This window comes from Citrobacter koseri ATCC BAA-895, from assembly GCF_000018045.1.
GTDB lineage: Bacteria > Pseudomonadota > Gammaproteobacteria > Enterobacterales > Enterobacteriaceae > Citrobacter_B > Citrobacter_B koseri.
On record NC_009792.1, the window covers coordinates 4,034,276 to 4,052,024 of the forward strand.

14 protein-coding genes and 1 pseudogene are annotated in these 17,749 nt (G+C 49.6%); 10 read left to right on the plus strand and 5 right to left on the minus strand.

Features of this window, described 5'->3' with window-relative positions:
- The first annotated feature begins 73 nt into the window (after positions 1-73).
- The gene (locus CKO_RS23665) at positions 74-430 is read left to right on the plus strand and encodes a DUF2169 domain-containing protein (protein ID WP_233603525.1); all 357 of its coding nucleotides are present in this window, start codon (positions 74-76) and stop codon (positions 428-430) included.
- Here the strand turns inward: CKO_RS23665 and CKO_RS18600 are convergent.
- From CKO_RS18600 to CKO_RS18610, 3 genes and pseudogenes are all read right to left on the minus strand, one after another.
- A pseudogene (locus tag CKO_RS18600) lies at positions 404-2,020 on the minus strand (fimbria/pilus outer membrane usher protein); the annotation flags it as partial. The gene CKO_RS23665 and the pseudogene CKO_RS18600 sit on opposite strands and share 27 nt — an antisense overlap.
- 37 nt (positions 2,021-2,057) lie before the next feature.
- Positions 2,058-2,759: a fimbria/pilus periplasmic chaperone gene (locus tag CKO_RS18605; protein WP_161800003.1), complete on the minus strand. Its 702-nt coding sequence runs from the start codon at positions 2,757-2,759 to the stop codon at positions 2,058-2,060.
- 61 nt (positions 2,760-2,820) lie between these two features.
- Positions 2,821-3,348: a fimbrial protein gene (locus tag CKO_RS18610; RefSeq protein ID WP_012135104.1), complete on the minus strand. Its 528-nt coding sequence runs from the start codon at positions 3,346-3,348 to the stop codon at positions 2,821-2,823.
- Between the two features lie 917 nt (positions 3,349-4,265).
- Here CKO_RS18610 and evgA point away from each other — a divergent pair.
- The 7 genes from evgA to CKO_RS23830 all read left to right on the plus strand — a co-directional run bounded on the left by evgA (position 4,266) and on the right by CKO_RS23830 (position 13,959).
- Positions 4,266-4,889 (plus strand): acid-sensing system DNA-binding response regulator EvgA, encoded by a 624-nt coding sequence (evgA, locus tag CKO_RS18615; RefSeq protein WP_369701093.1) that lies wholly within the window; start codon positions 4,266-4,268, stop codon positions 4,887-4,889.
- Positions 4,889-8,071, plus strand: coding sequence for a response regulator (locus CKO_RS18620; RefSeq protein WP_012135107.1), 3,183 nt, complete (start codon positions 4,889-4,891; stop codon positions 8,069-8,071). Before evgA ends, CKO_RS18620 begins: the two co-directional genes overlap by 1 nt.
- A gap of 456 nt (positions 8,072-8,527) precedes the next feature.
- Positions 8,528-9,100, plus strand: a complete 573-nt coding sequence (locus CKO_RS18625) for a helix-turn-helix transcriptional regulator (RefSeq protein WP_012135108.1) — start codon at positions 8,528-8,530, stop codon at positions 9,098-9,100.
- A 72-nt stretch (positions 9,101-9,172) separates the two neighbouring features.
- Positions 9,173-9,691, plus strand: a complete 519-nt coding sequence (locus CKO_RS18630) for a fimbrial protein (protein WP_012135109.1) — start codon at positions 9,173-9,175, stop codon at positions 9,689-9,691.
- A 46-nt stretch (positions 9,692-9,737) separates the two neighbouring features.
- Positions 9,738-10,415 (plus strand): fimbrial biogenesis chaperone, encoded by a 678-nt coding sequence (locus CKO_RS18635; RefSeq protein WP_012135110.1) that lies wholly within the window; start codon positions 9,738-9,740, stop codon positions 10,413-10,415.
- 11 nt (positions 10,416-10,426) lie between these two features.
- Complete coding sequence (locus CKO_RS18640; protein ID WP_012135111.1) at positions 10,427-12,928, plus strand: fimbria/pilus outer membrane usher protein; 2,502 nt, start codon at positions 10,427-10,429, stop codon at positions 12,926-12,928.
- A 17-nt stretch (positions 12,929-12,945) separates the two neighbouring features.
- The gene (locus tag CKO_RS23830; protein ID WP_024130948.1) at positions 12,946-13,959 is read left to right on the plus strand and encodes a fimbrial protein; all 1,014 of its coding nucleotides are present in this window, start codon (positions 12,946-12,948) and stop codon (positions 13,957-13,959) included.
- Between the two features lie 53 nt (positions 13,960-14,012).
- Here the strand turns inward: CKO_RS23830 and CKO_RS18650 are convergent, their stop codons facing one another.
- The gene (locus CKO_RS18650) at positions 14,013-14,438 is read right to left on the minus strand and encodes a MerR family transcriptional regulator (RefSeq protein ID WP_012135113.1); all 426 of its coding nucleotides are present in this window, start codon (positions 14,436-14,438) and stop codon (positions 14,013-14,015) included.
- Positions 14,439-14,626: 188 nt separating this feature from the next.
- Between CKO_RS18650 and CKO_RS18655 the strand changes: the two genes are divergently transcribed.
- Positions 14,627-15,457 carry an alpha/beta fold hydrolase gene (locus CKO_RS18655; RefSeq protein WP_012135114.1) on the plus strand — a complete coding sequence of 277 codons (831 nt, stop codon included), beginning with the start codon at positions 14,627-14,629 and terminating at the stop codon, positions 15,455-15,457.
- Positions 15,458-15,564: 107 nt separating this feature from the next.
- On the plus strand, positions 15,565-16,542 hold the full coding sequence (locus CKO_RS18660) for an AraC family transcriptional regulator (RefSeq protein ID WP_024130949.1): 978 nt from the start codon (positions 15,565-15,567) through the stop codon (positions 16,540-16,542).
- Positions 16,543-16,593: 51 nt separating this feature from the next.
- Here CKO_RS18660 and CKO_RS18665 read toward each other — a convergent pair whose 3' ends face one another.
- Positions 16,594-17,649 (minus strand): NAD(P)-dependent alcohol dehydrogenase, encoded by a 1,056-nt coding sequence (locus CKO_RS18665; RefSeq protein WP_012135116.1) that lies wholly within the window; start codon positions 17,647-17,649, stop codon positions 16,594-16,596.
- Positions 17,650-17,749: the final 100 nt, after the last annotated feature.

The window sequence follows — 17,749 nt, forward strand, 5'->3', positions numbered from 1 at the left end:
TAATCTCACGCCATTCTCAGTGATGGAGTACGCGATGGACGATAAACAGGATGAACGGCATCGGGTGGTTGCCATGAAAACCGGTTTTCGTCTGCTACAGGACGCCGATGGTCAGTGGCTGGCGCAACTGATGGAGAACCCGCCGCTGCCGTTGTGTATGGAGGACGAATTCTCAGGGGAAATGAACCGCTCCCCGGTACAGCGCGAAAGCGACCTCGCCCCCCTGAAACCCGCCTGCGATATTATCATCAACGGAACAGCTCACACACCAGGCGACACTGCCATGCCGGAAATGACCGCAGGCGTGTTGATGCGCACCCCTTCCGGTGACGTGGTACTGAATAAGAAACTGCGGATATCCAATCTGAACAGAATCACGGCTCTGGTTACTCTTCCAGTAAGTCTGCCTGACACCAGACAACCACACTGAGCCATAGCGCCATACTGGCTGGGATATACTGGCTTCAAAACGGGCACGTTTGCTGTTGGTCAGGTCGTAATAATCAGAGTGGGTATCCGTTACCGGCCGACCATACCGATCCAGTTCGTCATGGTCATACAGACGTCCTCTCATCTTCCTGAGTGCTGTTTCTTCCAGAGTATGGAAACCTTTTGTCGAGTACCGATATCCCGTCAGACGAAGTCGGGTGCCTGTATCATTAAATATACGTGAATATAAAAAACGCACTGACTGACCGCGATAATCCTTTCCATTTGCGAGAGTGCTGTTGGCATGTGTTATATCGACGGAAAGCGCCCCCGGCCGTCCCATATCAATACCTGCACCGGACTGAACGGCCAGGTAATCCGGTGAATACTGTGCACCACCATAAAACGTTGTACCTCCCGGGCCGCCCCACACCAGTGTTCCTTGCATAAACAATGGATCACCATACCGGCTACTCATGCCACGAAAACGTGCCAGCGTCAGACCATACTTCATCCGACCTTTGCGAAGCAAAATGGGCATAGAGGTGTACGGAACGGTGAATACATTCACTTTTCCATTTGCCTCACTGACAGTGATACTGAGATCCCCACTGGCCGCCATCGGATTCAGATCATTAATCTCAAACGGCCCGGGTGGAACCGTGGCTTTATAAATGACATAACCATTCTGGCTGATGGTAACGTCAGCGTTATCGTCAGCCATCCCCCGAACAACAGGGGCAAACCCTCTCATCGAGTCAGGATACATATTGTCGTCTATTGTCAGTTGCCCCCCTCTGAAGCGAAGAGAATCAAAAATATCGCCTGATGTTGTACCTTCCCCGATTAACAACGCACTTTTAATCGAAACCAGTGGTCTTTCCACATAGGAATTTATACGCTGCCATTGCTGACGGCGACCATACCGACTTTCGTAATAGGTCCACGTATGAAAATCTCTCAGTCGCCACGCACCAACATTCAGTCCACTGTTGAGACTCAGAAAGTAGTTTTTGTCATTTTCCGAACGGGTAAAACGGTTGCTGCCGCTGAAATTGTAGTTCAGCAGAGCAGCGTTAATACCGTCATCCCAGAAAACCGGATCTATGTAACCTCTGGAAGTGTTTCGCACATACAATTGCGGGATACTGATATCGAGTCGCATCCCTGCGAAGTTAAATTTATAAAATGCACCAGAGATCTGTTTAGCCAGCAATATACAATTACTATTTTGCTGTCCATTCATATCTGGAAAAAGTTCAGTTCTGACTCCGATAATGCCTAAGTCCCCTGATGTCAGGCAGGGGAAAAGTCCTGTTTTATCTTTCACGCCTGCCTCAGACATGGAATTAGCAGGTAAAGAATTAAACTCAACTGTTTTTCGGTTGATAAATGAGCCATTCAAATAAATATCAACCTCATATGTTCCAGGCAATTGTGTCCCGTCCGCGCTGAAGTTCGATATATCCGCAATGGAACCATTACTGATATTCAGCAACTCCTTTGGGAAAATCATTTCGGCAGCAGTTTGTTTCAGGAAAAGAAAAAACGATACCGGAATAAATATTGCTATCGTTCTGAATAAATACATTACACGATGCCCTGTAAGTCAACAGCCAGTACGCAAATTATTTTATTTCGCCAGTCAATTCATTGGACATTCCACCGTGATCATTTATGACCTTATAGGTCAGTACCGAGGTATGTGTGGGTGAGGGAAATGTTTCATGCCCCATAGGAGGAACCATGACGTTCTTTGAGACTACTTTTCCGTTTACTGTTATCTTCACCATTGTTATGTAATACGGTGTCGGATTACTGACTGTAATCTCTGAACCATTGCGACTAAAATTCAGCTCAGAAGGCGCTTTTTCAACGGGCGGCAGTAGTCCATCCGGGCGCACAAACAATTTTATTCGTATTGCTGTGGCCAGCATCAGTACATTCCGTTCTTTCACTTCATCTTTATTAACGGCTGGTATGGCTTTTACTGTCAGGCGATAAAGCGACTCTCTGTCAGTGGGCAACGTTCCTCCCAGAAACATCAGTCTCAGGGCATTTTCATCCCCTGGGTTGCTGACAAAAAGTGGAGGCGTCAGGATGAAGTCACGGTTTTTCCCACCGGAAGCATCTTCCACCCATGACTGAATCATATATCGTTCCAGCTCTGAGGTGTTGCGAACCGTAATATTGGACTGTTTCTGATTCAGAGGGTAAATAATTCGGGTCTGATTCAACACTATCCCACCAGCGTATGATAATGCTGGCATAATCATACCTGCGAACAACAGGATAGCCGTTATAAATACATTCGGTACCAACAGGAACATAATCATACTCCTTCACCTCCCTCTCTCCTCCTCTCCCAGGAGAGGGGGAAGTGAAATTTTTTTATTCGTAATTCAGAGTAAAGTTTGCAACCGCATTTGCTTCACCGGCCTGGGTTATTGCCAACGTTGAAATATAACGGGCGGAGAATGGCAGGACATTGTTACCCTCATCAAGAGGTTTTGCGCTGGATGCCTGGGAACCATTCAGTTTCAGTGGAGTGCCGTTCTCGAGGATCTGAATCCCCACACCTGTAGTGGCAAAACCAGATGTGTTCAGAGTCTCATCTTCGCCATCAGCCAGAACATCGCCGGAGAATGTTACGCTAGCCGACCCCGCGCTTTCCCCACAATTTTCCAGGTCGATGGTGAAATCTTTAGGTGCAGTGGTACTGCCTGCCCCAGCAATAAATGCCGTCGTGGCCACGTCTCCAAGTTCAACAGCCTTACTACGGGAGCCGGAAGACAGTTCACAGGTTGCTTCAACGATATTGCCGGTGAACACAACCGAGCTAGTTTCCCCTTCAACGGCATGTGCAGAAGAAACCATAAATATCGCCGGGATAAAAATCGCAAATGTATTTATTTTCAAACGGTATTTCCTTTGTCCTTAGTGAATAGTAAATGTAATGTTATGCAGGCAATCATTCACCAACCGAGTATCGATACATCGGTAAAAATAAAAAATTAACATTGCTAAAAGTTCTCAACATAAAAGGTTTTTATTGCAATATTAATAATGAGATACAGCCATCGCTCTGAATGCCCACTAATAAAAATTAGCCACAATTACCCTTAGTGGTTACCTCAATAGTGGCAATCGGTTTGGGGCGGAGAACATCGTTCAAATCAGATCCATTCCCTTTGTTTTTACTTTCTTTCCATCGACATTAAATAAAACGGTATTTTGGTCTGTATACTTAAATGAGAATCACTTCTCACTAGATTTGCCTGCTTAAACAAGATTCAACAGTTTGAAATATTTACATTGCAGTAATACATCGATCATTTACCCCATTTTCCTGTCATGCCCAGGATTTTATTTCTCACGAAAAGCCCTTAACTGCTATTTTAGGGTGCTGGTTCGACCAGAATAACCCACCATAGCTAAATAGTACTTTCATCTGACATTACAGGTAAAAATCACTTTTTATAGTTAAAATCAGCGAAAGCATCAGTAGGCACACCCAAAAGTCACATCATATATAGTGTTATATTTTTTATAAAAACTGTAGAAAGTGATAAAACCGGTTAGCTGTAGCTAGCTCAGGAAGGCTCGAACAGTATGATCGAGTTCATCTACTCATCTTTTGACAGCGCATCCATTGCAGATGTGGCTGCACCAACGCCCGGCAGAGCCCCAGGTCCGCTACCGACCCGTCGATCACAGCAGTATGTCTGGTAGCCAATGACCACCTGAGTCATCGCGATATAAATCCATCTCCCGTCTCGTTTAGGCTATTATCGTTAGTATATATTGTATTCAGAATGACAACTTTCAGGATGAATATGAGTAAGTTACGCACTGCAATTATCGTGGATGATCATCCCCTCGCGCGTCTGGCTATCCGTGGAGTGCTGGAGAAACAGCGCATTACTGTAATCAACGAATATGAAGACGGGACGACTGCGCTGGAAGCGTTAACAAAAACGGCTGCGGATATTGTTGTCGTGGATGTCGAGATCCCCGGAGTGAATGGCGTCGAACTGGTAGAAAAGCTCAGAGCACGGCAGTTCACCGGCGTGCTGATTGTCGTGTCCGCGAAAAACGATCGTTACTACAGCAAACGTTGCGCTCAGGTGGGCGCTAACGCTTTCATCAGTAAAAAACAGGATATGGAAAACATTCTGGCCGCCATTAATGCAGCGCAAAATGGTTATAGCTATTTTCCTTTTTTCCTTGAAGCCCCCTCAGTTGCGTTAACCGATGCACAACGCCTGGAATCCCTCTCGGCACAGGAGATGAAGGTGATGGGCTATATGCTTAATGGTCTTGATAATTCACAAATTGGCGATGCAATGCATATCAGCAGCAAAACGGTCAGCACCTATAAAACACGGTTAATGGAAAAGTTAGGCTGCAAATCATTAATTGAGCTGCTCTCATTTGCCCACCAAAATAAGCTGACCTGATGATGAATAAATGGCCCATATTCGTGCTCATTGTTTTATCGATTACCGGGCGTGGCGTTCATGCCCAGGATGAGCTACCCGTTGAGCTGGAGTTGTCGGGCTACAATTACATTACGCCGGTCCCTGTTTATCTGAGTGAGGATGACAAGCGCTGGCTGAAGCAGAAAAAAACGCTTAAGGTTGCGGTTTATCAACCAGAGCAATCGCCCCTCGTGCAGACCACGCTTACAGGACGTTACCGTGGGATGAATGCCGATTATCTTGCGCTGATTCAGCATTCACTCAACACCCACATCAGCGTGACGGCCTGGAAAAATCAGGAATCGGCAATTCATGCGCTGAAAGCGGGCGAAGTCGATATGGTATTGACCGGTCTGGAGAGTCGCCCTTTCGCCGAAGAAGGCATTCTGTCCTCGCAGCCGCTGGTACATTCCTGGCCAAATTTAGTGACGTCGTTAGCCAATGTCATGGTTCCCTTGCAGAGTGCGCAAAGCACCCGGGTCGCTACTGTGAATCACTATCCTGATGAGGGGTTTATTCAGCAGTCATTTCCTAACGCAGAGATCATCAATTATCCCACCTATCAGGAAGCGCTCAGCTCCGTCGCGCATGGGCAAAACGCCTGGTTTGTTGGCGACTCACTGACAACCAGCACCTGGCTATCGCAGGAATTTAGCCTCGCGTTGACGACGGTGAAATACTGGCCTGAACCACAGAAAAAAAGCGCCTTTTTATTTTTGCCAACGCAGGAACGTCTGCTGACAATTGTGAATAACACGCTCAGCGCCATCGATGAAAATGTGCATGGGCAAATAGCCCAGTCAATGATCGATAAAGGCAATCTGTCCTTTCTGTTAGAGCCGCTTAACCTGACCAACCGAGAGAAACAGTGGCTGAAAAGTCATAACACATTGCGTGTCATCATTAACCCGTGGTTTGCGCCTTACACTATGGTCGACAGTAACCAGGAAACGCGGGGCGTGGTGGGGGATATCCTGAATCTGATCGGTCTGCAAACCGGTATGCAGTTTGAAACCATTGTCGTCAAATCGAATGAAGAAATGGTTTCTGAAATGAAGAAAAACAACTGGCATATTGTGCAGGCCGCAACCTACGACTTGAGCCGTGAAAACGCGCTCTCCTTTACCCATCCCTTTATTACCACCCAATTCGTCACCGTTGTCAGAAAAGAGAATACGCAGGAGACCACGCTACGGGCGGGGATGAGTGTGGCTATCGGCGCCGACCACGCGTTACTGGCAAAGCTTAAAGCCCAACACCCCGGCATCCAATGGAAAGAGGTGGAAAACTCCAGCGTAGCCTTGAATCTCGTGGCGACGGGAAAGGTGGACGCGGCCATTTCAAATCAGCTGACGGCCCGCTATATGAGCGAGCATTATTATCCCGATCAGCTCGCCTGGCTCCCGATTGCTGGTGAAGCGCCGGCGGCAATCAGTTTTGCCGTTCCCCGTTCTGAACCGGAACTTCGGCAGATCCTGGACAAAGCCCTGGATGATATTCCGCAAAAAGAGATTTTCCAGATCGTCAGTAAATGGATACGCCTGCCGGACGTCAAAATTGATACCTGGGAGTTGTATAACAGACCGTTCTATCTGGTGGCGATACTGGCGACGTTGCTGGTGGTGAGCAGCTTGCTGTGGGCCGTTTACCTGTCGCGGAAAGTCCGCCAAAGGAAACGTTCTCAACGCTTACTGGAGGCGGAACGAAACAAGGCACAGCAGGCCAATGAAGAGAAGCGGGAATTTCTTTCCCATATGAGCCACGAGATCCGAACGCCGGTCAGTGCAATTATGGGATTTCTGGAACTCTTGCAGCTCTCCCCCGCTCGCTTCAGCCCTGAGGACAAAGCATCGGTGGATCAGGCCGCCCAGGCCTCGCGATCATTGTTAAAACTGATTGGCGAGATCCTCGATCTGGAAAAAATTGAATCAGGACTCTTAGACACCGTTCCGCAGTGGGTAAATGTTGATGCTCTGATAAAAGAAAAAATGACGCTGTTTAGCGCACTGGCGGCCCAAAAAGGGATCGACCTGCGTTATGACTCGCGGCTGGACCCGCAAGAGGCGATGCATCTGGACCCCCAGTTGCTGGGGCAGGTACTCACCAACCTCATTGGCAACGCGGTTAAATTTACGCAGCAAGGGCATGTCAGGATTTCGGCGACAAAGTCCAACGCGATGCTGGCGCTCTCGGTGAGCGACTCCGGTCCGGGTATTAGCACTGAAGAACAGAACCGTTTATTCACCGCCTTTAGTCAGGGGAAAGCGGGTAAGCATCATCGCGGTTCGGGCCTGGGATTAGCGATCAGCCGGGCATTGATGACGCAAATGGGGGGAACCATCGCGCTGCAAAGCGAAATAAACCGTGGAACCACCCTGACGCTGAACCTGCCCGTGCAAACCTCGCGTGATATCACGCCGGTATCTATTGACGCGCCCCCACCCCCTCCCGTTATTCAGGGGACGCTGCGGGTATTAATCGTTGACGATCATCCCTCCAGTCGACTGCTCCTGAAACGCCAGCTTGCAACGTCAGGTATTGTTGCGGATGAAGCCGAAAACGGCGAAGAGGCCTTACGACACCTTCAGCAACAGCATTATGATTTGCTTATTACCGACCTCAATATGCCCGCAATGGACGGCATTGAACTTACCCGTCAGGTACGGAAATTTAATCGCGACCTCACCATCTGGGGGTTGACCGCCTCAGCGCAAGAACATGAACGCGAACGCTGTCTTGCGGCAGGCATGAATGCCTGTATTTTCAAGCCGATTACGTTATCGCAAATCTCGCACTTCCTTTCAGGGATGTGTGAGACAGCCAATACGATGTTTGATATCGAAATGCTGGGTATGCTGGCGCAAGGCAACCGGGCGCTCATGCTTACAGCGTTAAAAGATGCACAGCAGGAGAACCGCCGTGATTTAGTCGCCGCCCGACAAGCGGCGCATACTGAAGATTATCTGACCGTGAAGCGTCATATTCATCGCATTAACGGGACTGCCCAACTGCTGGGCGTTAAGGCATTGATGAAGGTAGCGCAGTCGCTGGAAGACAAACTACCTGACGCCATTTCCGCCGCAGACCTTGCCACAGACCTTGATCGCATCGACGCCTTACTTGATGAATTAGATCAGGCTATCGCAACATTCATTCCATAACCTTCCTACACGCGTAGGCGGCGCCTGACAGAAAAATAAGGTGCCGCTGATGTTGTCCCGTTGTTAACCAGGTAAAATTAGCCTTGTTCTGACGGAATATATTTCGTTAATTAAACCTGGGATATTTCCTAAGAAAAATCCATTTTTACCGTCATTTCAAGTTTCAACTATCAAATGACATCAAACCATTAAACCACACCTATCAATAGTGATAGTGTTAAATTTCATCTTTATGGCACATAAATAGTTTTTTATTTCAATAAAGACGGCAATCACTGGATCGTTGTTCTTTTGAAAGGGAACAAATAGAAGAAACGATCGTTTTTATGATTATATTCGAAATCCATTATTTTTGTGGTGTCATCTGATTTTATTTTCTGTAAATTTCACAAAGAAACATGAGGTGAATTTCTGGCGTTAAATAACCAAAGAGGGCATGCCAAAAAGGGAAGTTTTATGGATTTGTCAAACTCCGTTTTTTCTGATGATTATTTTTTTATCGTCGGTATCAGTACGCTGTTAACATCGGAGTTGATTGATGAAAATTACTACATAGTAGATGTTGAGACAACAAACCTCCTGCAGGTTAAAGAGCATTTTTTTGCAGACAGGAAGATTATTGCGTTTATAAGCAATGATCTTGACTACTATGCATTAAAACATCTACGGAGTATTACGTTTGTTGATAAGCGAAGCCGACTTAATGAAATTCTGTCCTGCCTGTTTGTCAATGATTCCCGATATATTTATCGGGTGAAGTACACGCTTTCAATGCGAGAAAGCGAAGTGCTCTCATGTATGCAAAAAGGGCTTGATGCGAATGAGATTGGTAAACAATTAGGTATGACGGTTAAGACATTTTATGCCCACCGGCGCAGTTTGGTTTTTAAACTTCAGGTCGGCAATCGTATATCTTTGTACCGAACTATCGCACGAGTAGAAAGTTATAAGCAGGACACCTGCGAACACAGTATTTCGTTAATCAGACAATGTCATTCGTCAGATAAGTATTTCACTGGAGGGAATTAGCACATTATTAATTAAAATTTAAAGCATCAGTATATTATTTCTTAAATATTAACTTAACTAACTGGATCTTATATGAAAAAGATTGCACTGATTTCCGCGATTTTATCGCTCTCTGTATTTCAGGCGGCAAATGCTGCTGACGGCGTAATTAGTTTTACTGGCAGCATCACCGGTACGGCCTGTGTGGTGGATACCTCTGCGATTGCGCAGCCTGTCAACCTGGGGACTGTCGCGACAACCGCATTCTCAGGCGGTAGCGGAGCAACGGCGGCGGCAAAGCGTTTTAATATTGTGCTGAAATCCTGCCCGGCCAGCATTTCCAACGCCAGTATTCGTTTTGATGGCATCACCGACACGATTAACCCTTCTATTTTAGCACTGAGCAATGGGCAGACAGCGTCGAATGTTGGTGTCGCGATTTATGAGCAGGACAACTCAACGCTGATCCCTGTGGGTTCCGCATCCTCCAGCGTAGCGCTGGAAGAAGATGTTGATAACACACTGACTTACTTTGCCAAATATATGGCAACCGGCGCTGTTGGCGCGGGTACGGCAAACTCTTCAACCGCGTTTACCGTTATTTACCAGTAAAAGCAGGGCCCTTCGCGGCCCTGAGTAATTCACTCAGGATCTCTTCATGTTTCAGAAAGTCTATAAAAAGATTGCCGTTGGTCTTTTGTTTATCTCCGCAACGGCAATAAGCGGCGTGGAAATAGGCGGCACCCGGCTTATTTATAACGGCAGTGGCAATCAGGCGGCAATCAGCGTTAACAATCCAGATAACAAGCCGTATTTAATTCAGTCATGGGTAAGCAAAAGTGAAAATGGCGACGACAGTGACAATGCATTCATCACCACACCGCCTTTATTCAAATTAAATTCGCAGGCGCAGAATTCAGTACGCGTTATGTTATCAGGCGACACGCTCCCTACGGACAGAGAAAGTGTTTACTGGTTGAATATTAAAGCAATCCCTTCGTCATCACCGGATGCTAAAAATGAATTATTGATTGCGGTCAAAAGTAAAATGAAGCTGTTTTATCGTCCGGCAGGATTAAAAGGCGACCCTTCACTTGCGTATCAGCAGCTAACGTTTTCAAGCGTGGGTGGAAAGTTAAGTGTGCATAACCCCTCGCCGTATAGCGTGTCGCTATACGACATCAAGGTGAATGGGAAACAACTAGCAAAACCTCCAATGGTTTTACCATTTCAAACGGTATCGCTACCTCAGTCGGCGGTAACGGGTGGTGAAGTATCGTGGCGTGCGATTAATGACTTCGGAGGCATTACGGCTGAACATAAATTTAAAATGTAGGTTACAAAGCCATGTTTCATGTCAATGCAGTTTCGGGTTTTGCTAAATTAACTCGGTTATCCACACTTATTTATCTGTGTACGCATACTCCTGCTGTACTGGCTGGCGATTATTTCTCTCCAGATTTTATTGAAACCCGTGGAAATATCCCGCGTGATATTGATATTTCTCGTTTTAATGAAGCTGACGGGCAGGTGCCTGGCGTCTATCACGTTGATGTCTATGTAAATGGAAATTATCTGGCATCACAGGATATTTCATTTATTGACAGTAAGAGTGGGTTAATACCGGTGTTGACTCGTGCAGATCTGGTGCAATGGGGCGTTAAGCGCAATGCACAACCTGAATGGATGCACATGGCAGATACCGCGAACGTTGAACACCTCAGCAAACTGCTTCCCGGCAGCCAGCTTATTTTCCAGTTTGACGGGATGCGCCTGGATCTCTCCGTACCGCAGGAGTATCTACAGCGCGATCCCCGGGGGTCGGTATCGCCTGAGCGGTGGGATGACGGACTGAATATGCTGTTCCTGAACTACAACTTCTCAGGCGCTAACACGCATGGCAGCGACAAGTCGAGTAACGACAGCTATTTGAACCTGCGTAGCGGTATTAACGTTGGGCCCTGGCGATTGCGTCATTACGCCACTTATAACAACAACGATGGCGCTGGTCACTGGAACACCCTTGGCACATCTCTGGAGCGTGACATTAAGGCTCTGAAAAGTCAGTTCAGCATAGGCGATGGTTATACGCAGGCCGGTGTGTTCGACAGCGTGAATTTTCGCGGCGCGCAGCTTTATTCAGATGACAGCATGATGCCGGAAAGCGTCCGTGGTTTTGCTCCCGTGGTACGCGGTATTGCACAGACCAACGCGCAGGTCACCATTCGTCAGGGTGGCAACGTTATCTGGCAATCTTATGTGCCGCCAGGCCCGTTCGCGATTGACGATCTGTACCCGACCACCGCCAGCGGCGATCTGGAAGTGGCGGTACGTGAGGCGGATGGATCGGTGCATCAGTTTATTCAGCCATTTTCCGCGGTGCCGGTGATGCAACGCGAAGGTCAGTTCAAATATGCGCTGGCAGCAGGGAAATATCGCGCGGCAAACAGCAAAGATAAAGAGCCGGAATTTCTACAGGGCACGCTGAGCTACGGTTTACCCTGGGATAGCACGATATATGGCGGCACGCTGGCATCCGCAGATTACTGGGCCGGAGCACTGGGGATCGGAAAAGGGTTCGGTGAATTCGGCTCGCTCTCTTTTGACGCCACTTTCGCCCGTACGCAACTGCCCGGCAAGACAGAAGAAGGCGTGTCGTTACGCGCGCAATACGCCAAAGACTTTGCTTCGACAGGCACCTCATTCAGTTTGATGGGCTATCGCTATTCCTCATCAGGTTTTCGTGATTTCCAGGAAGCGAACGGGGATGTGAATACCTTTCGAATGGGGAGCGACACAATACGTGAAGGCAACAGCTGGCGCTATGAACGGAACAAACGCAGCAAGGCGCAGGTGACTCTGAACCAGCGACTTGGCGACTGGGGAAATATAAACCTCTCCGCCTGGCAACAGGATTACTGGGGCGGCGACACCGAGCGCAGCGTTAACGTGGGTTACAACACAAGCATAAACAATATCAACTACGGCCTGAACTACAGCTATTCACGCGGCCCCTGGCACAATGAAAACGATCATATCGTCTCTCTGACGATGCAGATTCCGCTCTCACGTTTCCTGCCAGACAGCTGGATGACGGTATCCGGGAACAGCAACAAAAAAGGCGATACGACTTCGCAGGTGGGGTTATCCGGTTCAGCGCTGGAAGATAAAAACCTGAGCTGGAACGTACAGCAGGGCTACAACAGCAAAGGCTCGGATGCGATGGGAAGCGCTTCCGTCAATTACAAGGGACGTCATGGCGAGTATCAGCTTGGTTACAACTACTCTCGCGATAACCGCCAGATGTCGGTTGGGGCGATGGGCGGCATTGTGGTTCACCCTTACGGCGTCTCGGCCACGCAGCCTCTTGGCGAAACTATGGCACTGGTGAAAGCGGACAACGCGGCGGATGTAAAAGTGGCGAATAACAGCGGGATTTACACCGACAGCAGAGGTTTTGCCGTGGTGCCGTATGTCACGCCGTATCGGCAGAACAGTCTGTCATTGGATACCGCATCGCTGAACCCGCATACCGATGTGCTGAATGACACCTACACCGTTGTACCGACCAAAGGCGCGCTGGCGCTGGCTGATTACCCTACCGTCACCGGTTATAAGGTCATGCTTCAGTTCACCGGGAAAGAGATTCCGTTTGGCGCGACGACCCGTATTAAAAATCACGACAACATTCCAGAAGGAATGGTTGACGATCGCAAACGCGTCTGGCTCAACGGCGTACCGGAAAACGGGACTGTGATCGTTAACTGGGCCGAGGGAAGTTGTCAGGCAACGTATCAGATAACGCAGATCGCTGACAAACCGCAAACAGTCATCGCGCAATGCCACTGATCTGGAGAGAAAGAAAAATGTATCGAATTTTAATCAGCTTAATTTTTACCTCGCTGGGATTATTTTCACACACCGCCCTGGCGTGGAACTGCACTACGGTTACGTCAACAACAACGATCTCGCCGCAGAATATAACTATCTCGCGGGATCTCCCTGTGGGCTCAATAATAGGAACACAGGTTATTACACCGACAATTAATGCCTTTAACTGTTGGGACTCCGCTGAGGGCGTTATATCCAGGCAGATTTTTGGTATCAGAGCCATTGGCACATTCGATTCGTCACTCAACGGGCGTCAGATATATAAAACGAACATTAGCGGCGTGGGGTATTCCCTGTCCGCCGCAACGACAAAATGTGCCGCAGGCATCGTGACCGTTACGGGAAGCAATACCATACGGGGAGACATAAATACCGCTAAGCTCTGTGAAAATATGGCGGGAATGGTGAACAGCAATTTGGATGGCGTGGTTATCGTGACGTTTTATAAGACGGCAGCCGAAACCGGGTCTGGAACAATAACGGCAAGAACCGTGGGATCGCTGGTTATGTTAAATAACGCGCTGCTGTGGCATTCACCCGAATCTTCCGTCAATATCAACGCGTTCACGGTTACCACGCCAGCCTGTAATCTACAAACGACGTTTATCCCCGTAAATATGCAGGACGTGGATAAACAAGCCTTTAATGGCAAAGGCACCACACCGGGAGACGCACACACGCAGTCTTTCGATCTGCCGATGGTTTGTAATGCCGGAACAAAGGTCAGCGTTAAGATGGAAGGCGATATTTTTGATGCGAGCAAAGGCGTGCTGAAAACCATTGGCGGAAATAATGCCGCCACGGGCGTGGGGATCCAATTACTTTATAACAATCAGCCGATGGCGCTGGGTTCTGATGTCGCCGTTGGCACCTCATCCTCCGGCGGCGGATTCACGGTGCCGCTGAAAGCGCGTTATTACCAGACCGGAGACACCATCACGACCGGTGCAGCGAATGGCGTTTTGTCATTTACCATGACATACCAATAAGGCAGTGAGGGGGCGGCAAGACCGAAGCTGACCACGTCCCCTCGCCATTTATTTTACTGGTTTTCCGTGGCGGTCGCCGGATTACGCAATTGCCCTATCAGCCGCTGCATGTTGTCCTCACAGGAAATCCCGTCAGGCCGGTTTGCAATACTGGCGATCAGACTCAGCAACTCGCTCTTGCTCTCTTCAAGCTGCTTCTGCATGAGTTCAATCTCCGCGATACGCTTCTCCAGGGATTGTATCAACCCCTCGTGATCCCACTTTTTCTGCTCCTGCGGTAAAAAGCAGCGGATCTGCCCAAGTGAAAAACCGGCACGCTGAGCGTTATCAATAATCTTCAGCAGATTCGCCACCTCCGCCGAATAATTACGATACCCGTTGCTCTGACGCTGAGGAGGACTGATCAGCCCTTCTGCTTCGTAAAACCGAATACGGGAGGGCGTAAGCCCCGTTACTTTTGCCAGTTCACCAATCTTCATACCGTTTACAGACCTCTCTTGACCTTAAAGTTAACTTTAAACTTATACTCTCTAAACGGTCAACAGAAGATCGTTGCCGGACGAGCGCGCAGGCCCTGACGTTTCTCCTTTTTCCGGGAGCCGACGTCCTGGCGCTACGCGCAAGACAAGTCTCTCCCTTTAACAACTTACTGAACCGGAGAAACGATATGGGTTACGTAACAACCAGCGATGGCGTTGATATTTTCTATAAGGACTGGGGACCGAAAGAGGGAAAAGTGATCTTCTTCCACCACGGCTGGCCGCTCTCCAGCGACGACTGGGATGCTCAGATGCTGTTTTTCGTGGACAAGGGGTTCAGGGTCGTCGCGCACGACAGGCGTGGTCATGGACGTTCCAGCCAGGTGTGGGACGGTCATGACATGGATCATTATGCCGATGACGTTGCCGCAGTCGTTAAGCATTTAGGCGTCCAGGGCGCAATGCACGTCGGGCATTCAACCGGCGGTGGCGAGGTCGTGCGCTATATCGTGCGTCACGGCGAGGATAACGTCTCCAGGGCCGTGCTGATCAGCGCAGTTCCGCCATTGATGGTAAAAACCGACAGCAATCCGCAGGGTACGCCCCGGTCGGTGTTTGACGACTTCCAGGCGCAGTTGGCCGCCAGTCGGGCGCAGTTCTATTACGATATCCCTGCGGGTCCTTTCTATGGCTACAACCGTCCGGGTTCCAGTCCGTCTGAGGCGGTCATCTGGAACTGGTGGCGTCAGGGAATGATGGGGGGAGCCAAAGCGCACTACGACGGTATCGTCGCGTTCTCGCAGACGGATTTCACGGAAGATCTCAAGCGCATCACTATCCCGGTTCTGGTTATCCACGGCGATGACGATCAGGTCGTTCCCTACCATGATTCCGGCGTACTTTCAGCCGGGCTGCTCAAAAACGGTACGCTGAATACGTACAAGGGAGCCCCGCACGGCATCCCCACCACGCATGCAGATCGGGTCAACGCCGACCTGCTGGCCTTTGTGAATAGTTGATATACCAACCACGACGGATGGGCTGGCAAGTCAATTAGCAAAAAAAGGGGTCGCGGGCGGCTGCATTCCAGTTTAAAACATACGAACCTATGTTGAGGAGTCTGACCATGCTGGATCACCGCCCGAACCCACAGGATGATCGCCTGCGGCAGGACACCGCATCGTTGCGTCACGAAATTACCGCAAAAGTCAGAACATATACCGAACATCAGGAGCGGGTCGTTTGCCCGTTCCCCGGTCTGAGCGTTGCTGAACTCCACGGCCCAATGCCGCCGCTTTCTTATATTTACCAGCCCAGCGTGTCGCTGATCCTCCAGGGAGAAAAGCGCGTCACGTTAGGCGATACGGCCTATGTGTACAACGAATCCCGTTTTCTTCTGACGGCGGTCAATCTGCCAACCGTCGCCGAAGTGATGCAGGCCAGCGCCGAGCGTCCTTTTATATCGCTGTTGCTGGAACTGGATTTATCTGTTGCGCGTGAAGTATTGGTTGATATGGAACAGCACGGCAATGACGTGGGATTCGCAGGTGAAGGACTCTCGCTCAGCCATGCCGACCGCTTTTTGTTTGACGCCATACTGCGCTACATCACGCTCGCAGAACGCCCGCAGGATAAAGGGTATATCGGCAACCTGATTCAGCGGGAAATTCTGTATCGCATTTTAACCAGCCCGGCAGGTATGACGCTGCGGGAAACCGTACTGACAGGATCGAGCAGCCAGAGGATATCTTCCGCAATCAACTGGTTACGCACGCACTATTCCCAACCATTAAAAATGGAGGATCTGGCCGGGATTGCAGGAATGGGCGTTTCGACGCTGCATCACCACTTTCGTCGCATGACCAACATGAGCCCGTTGCAGTATCAGAAGCAATTACGGCTCCATGAAGCCAGACGCCTGTTGTTGTCAGATAATGTGGATGCCTCGACAGCGGCCATCAGAGTGGGTTATGAAAGCGTCAGTCAGTTTCACAGGGAGTACAAACGCCTGTTTGGCATCACGCCAATCGGCGATAAAGTGCAGTCGCTGAAAGGCGCAGAACGCGTCCGGGAAGCAGGAACGTTGACCGGGATACCGCGCTGATACACGCATATCGGACCGCAAAACAGCCGATCCGATATGTGTTGCTTACCGTCAGTTCGACAGTGAAGCCATATCAATCACAAAGCGGTATTTCACATCACCCCGCTCCATACGCTCAAAAGCCTGGTTAATCTGCTGGATATCGATGATCTCACACTCCGGGTACACACCTTTACGGGCGCAGAAATCCAGCATCTCCTGCGTTTGTGCAATCCCGCCAGACGGTGAACCCGTGATGCGACGACGCCCCAGAATCAGCGGCAAGGTGCTGAACCCTTCCATATTCCCCAGATTACCGACAATAACCAGCGCCCCTTCCACATCAAGTAGCTGAACATAGGGTGAAACATCATGGCGCGTCGGGATGGTGTCAATAATCACATCAAAAGAGGACGCCGCGTTATTCATCGCCTCTGCGGAGGTCGAGAGCAGAACGTGTTCGGCGCCCAGCTCATGCGCCTCTTTCGCTTTTGACTCACTGCGGGTGATAACCGTCACCTCTGCGCCCAAAGCGGCCGCCAGACGAACCGCAAGGTGCCCCAGGCCACCGATGCCAATCACCCCTACGCGCGAGCCGGGGCCAACGTTCCAGGTCCGCAGCGGCGAGTAAACGGTGATGCCCGCGCAAAGCAACGGCGCCGCTCTGGCCGGATCAAGGCCTTCCGGCAGATTCAGGACAAACTCCTCGCGAACCACGATATGTTTTGAGTAACCGCCGTAAGTGACGTCTCCTGAGATGCGGTCACGCCCGTTATAGGTCACCGTCGGAAACTCACGGCACATTTGCTCTTCGTGCCTGCGGCACTGATCGCACTCCTGACAGCTATCGACAAGGGTTCCGACCGCCACCTGTTGCCCGACCTGATAACGCGTCACTTTACTGCCGACATCAATCACCCGGCCAATGATTTCGTGTCCGGGAATACAGGGGTAAATCGTCGCGCCCCACTCTTTCCAGTCGTCACGGGTTTGATGCAGATCGCTGTGACAGACGCCTGACCACAGGATCTCGATCGCCACATCATTGGCACGCAATGCGCGTCGTTCAAACGTAAAAGGGGCCAGTGGCGTAGTCGCGTTTAATGCAGCATAACCGATGGTTTTCATAGCAGCTCCAGTTGTTTGTTTTCCACCTGAAACTGTAGCGGTTTGATGAATGGCAGAGTGAGCCTAATCCTGCCGGATGATTGCCTGATACTCCCGACAG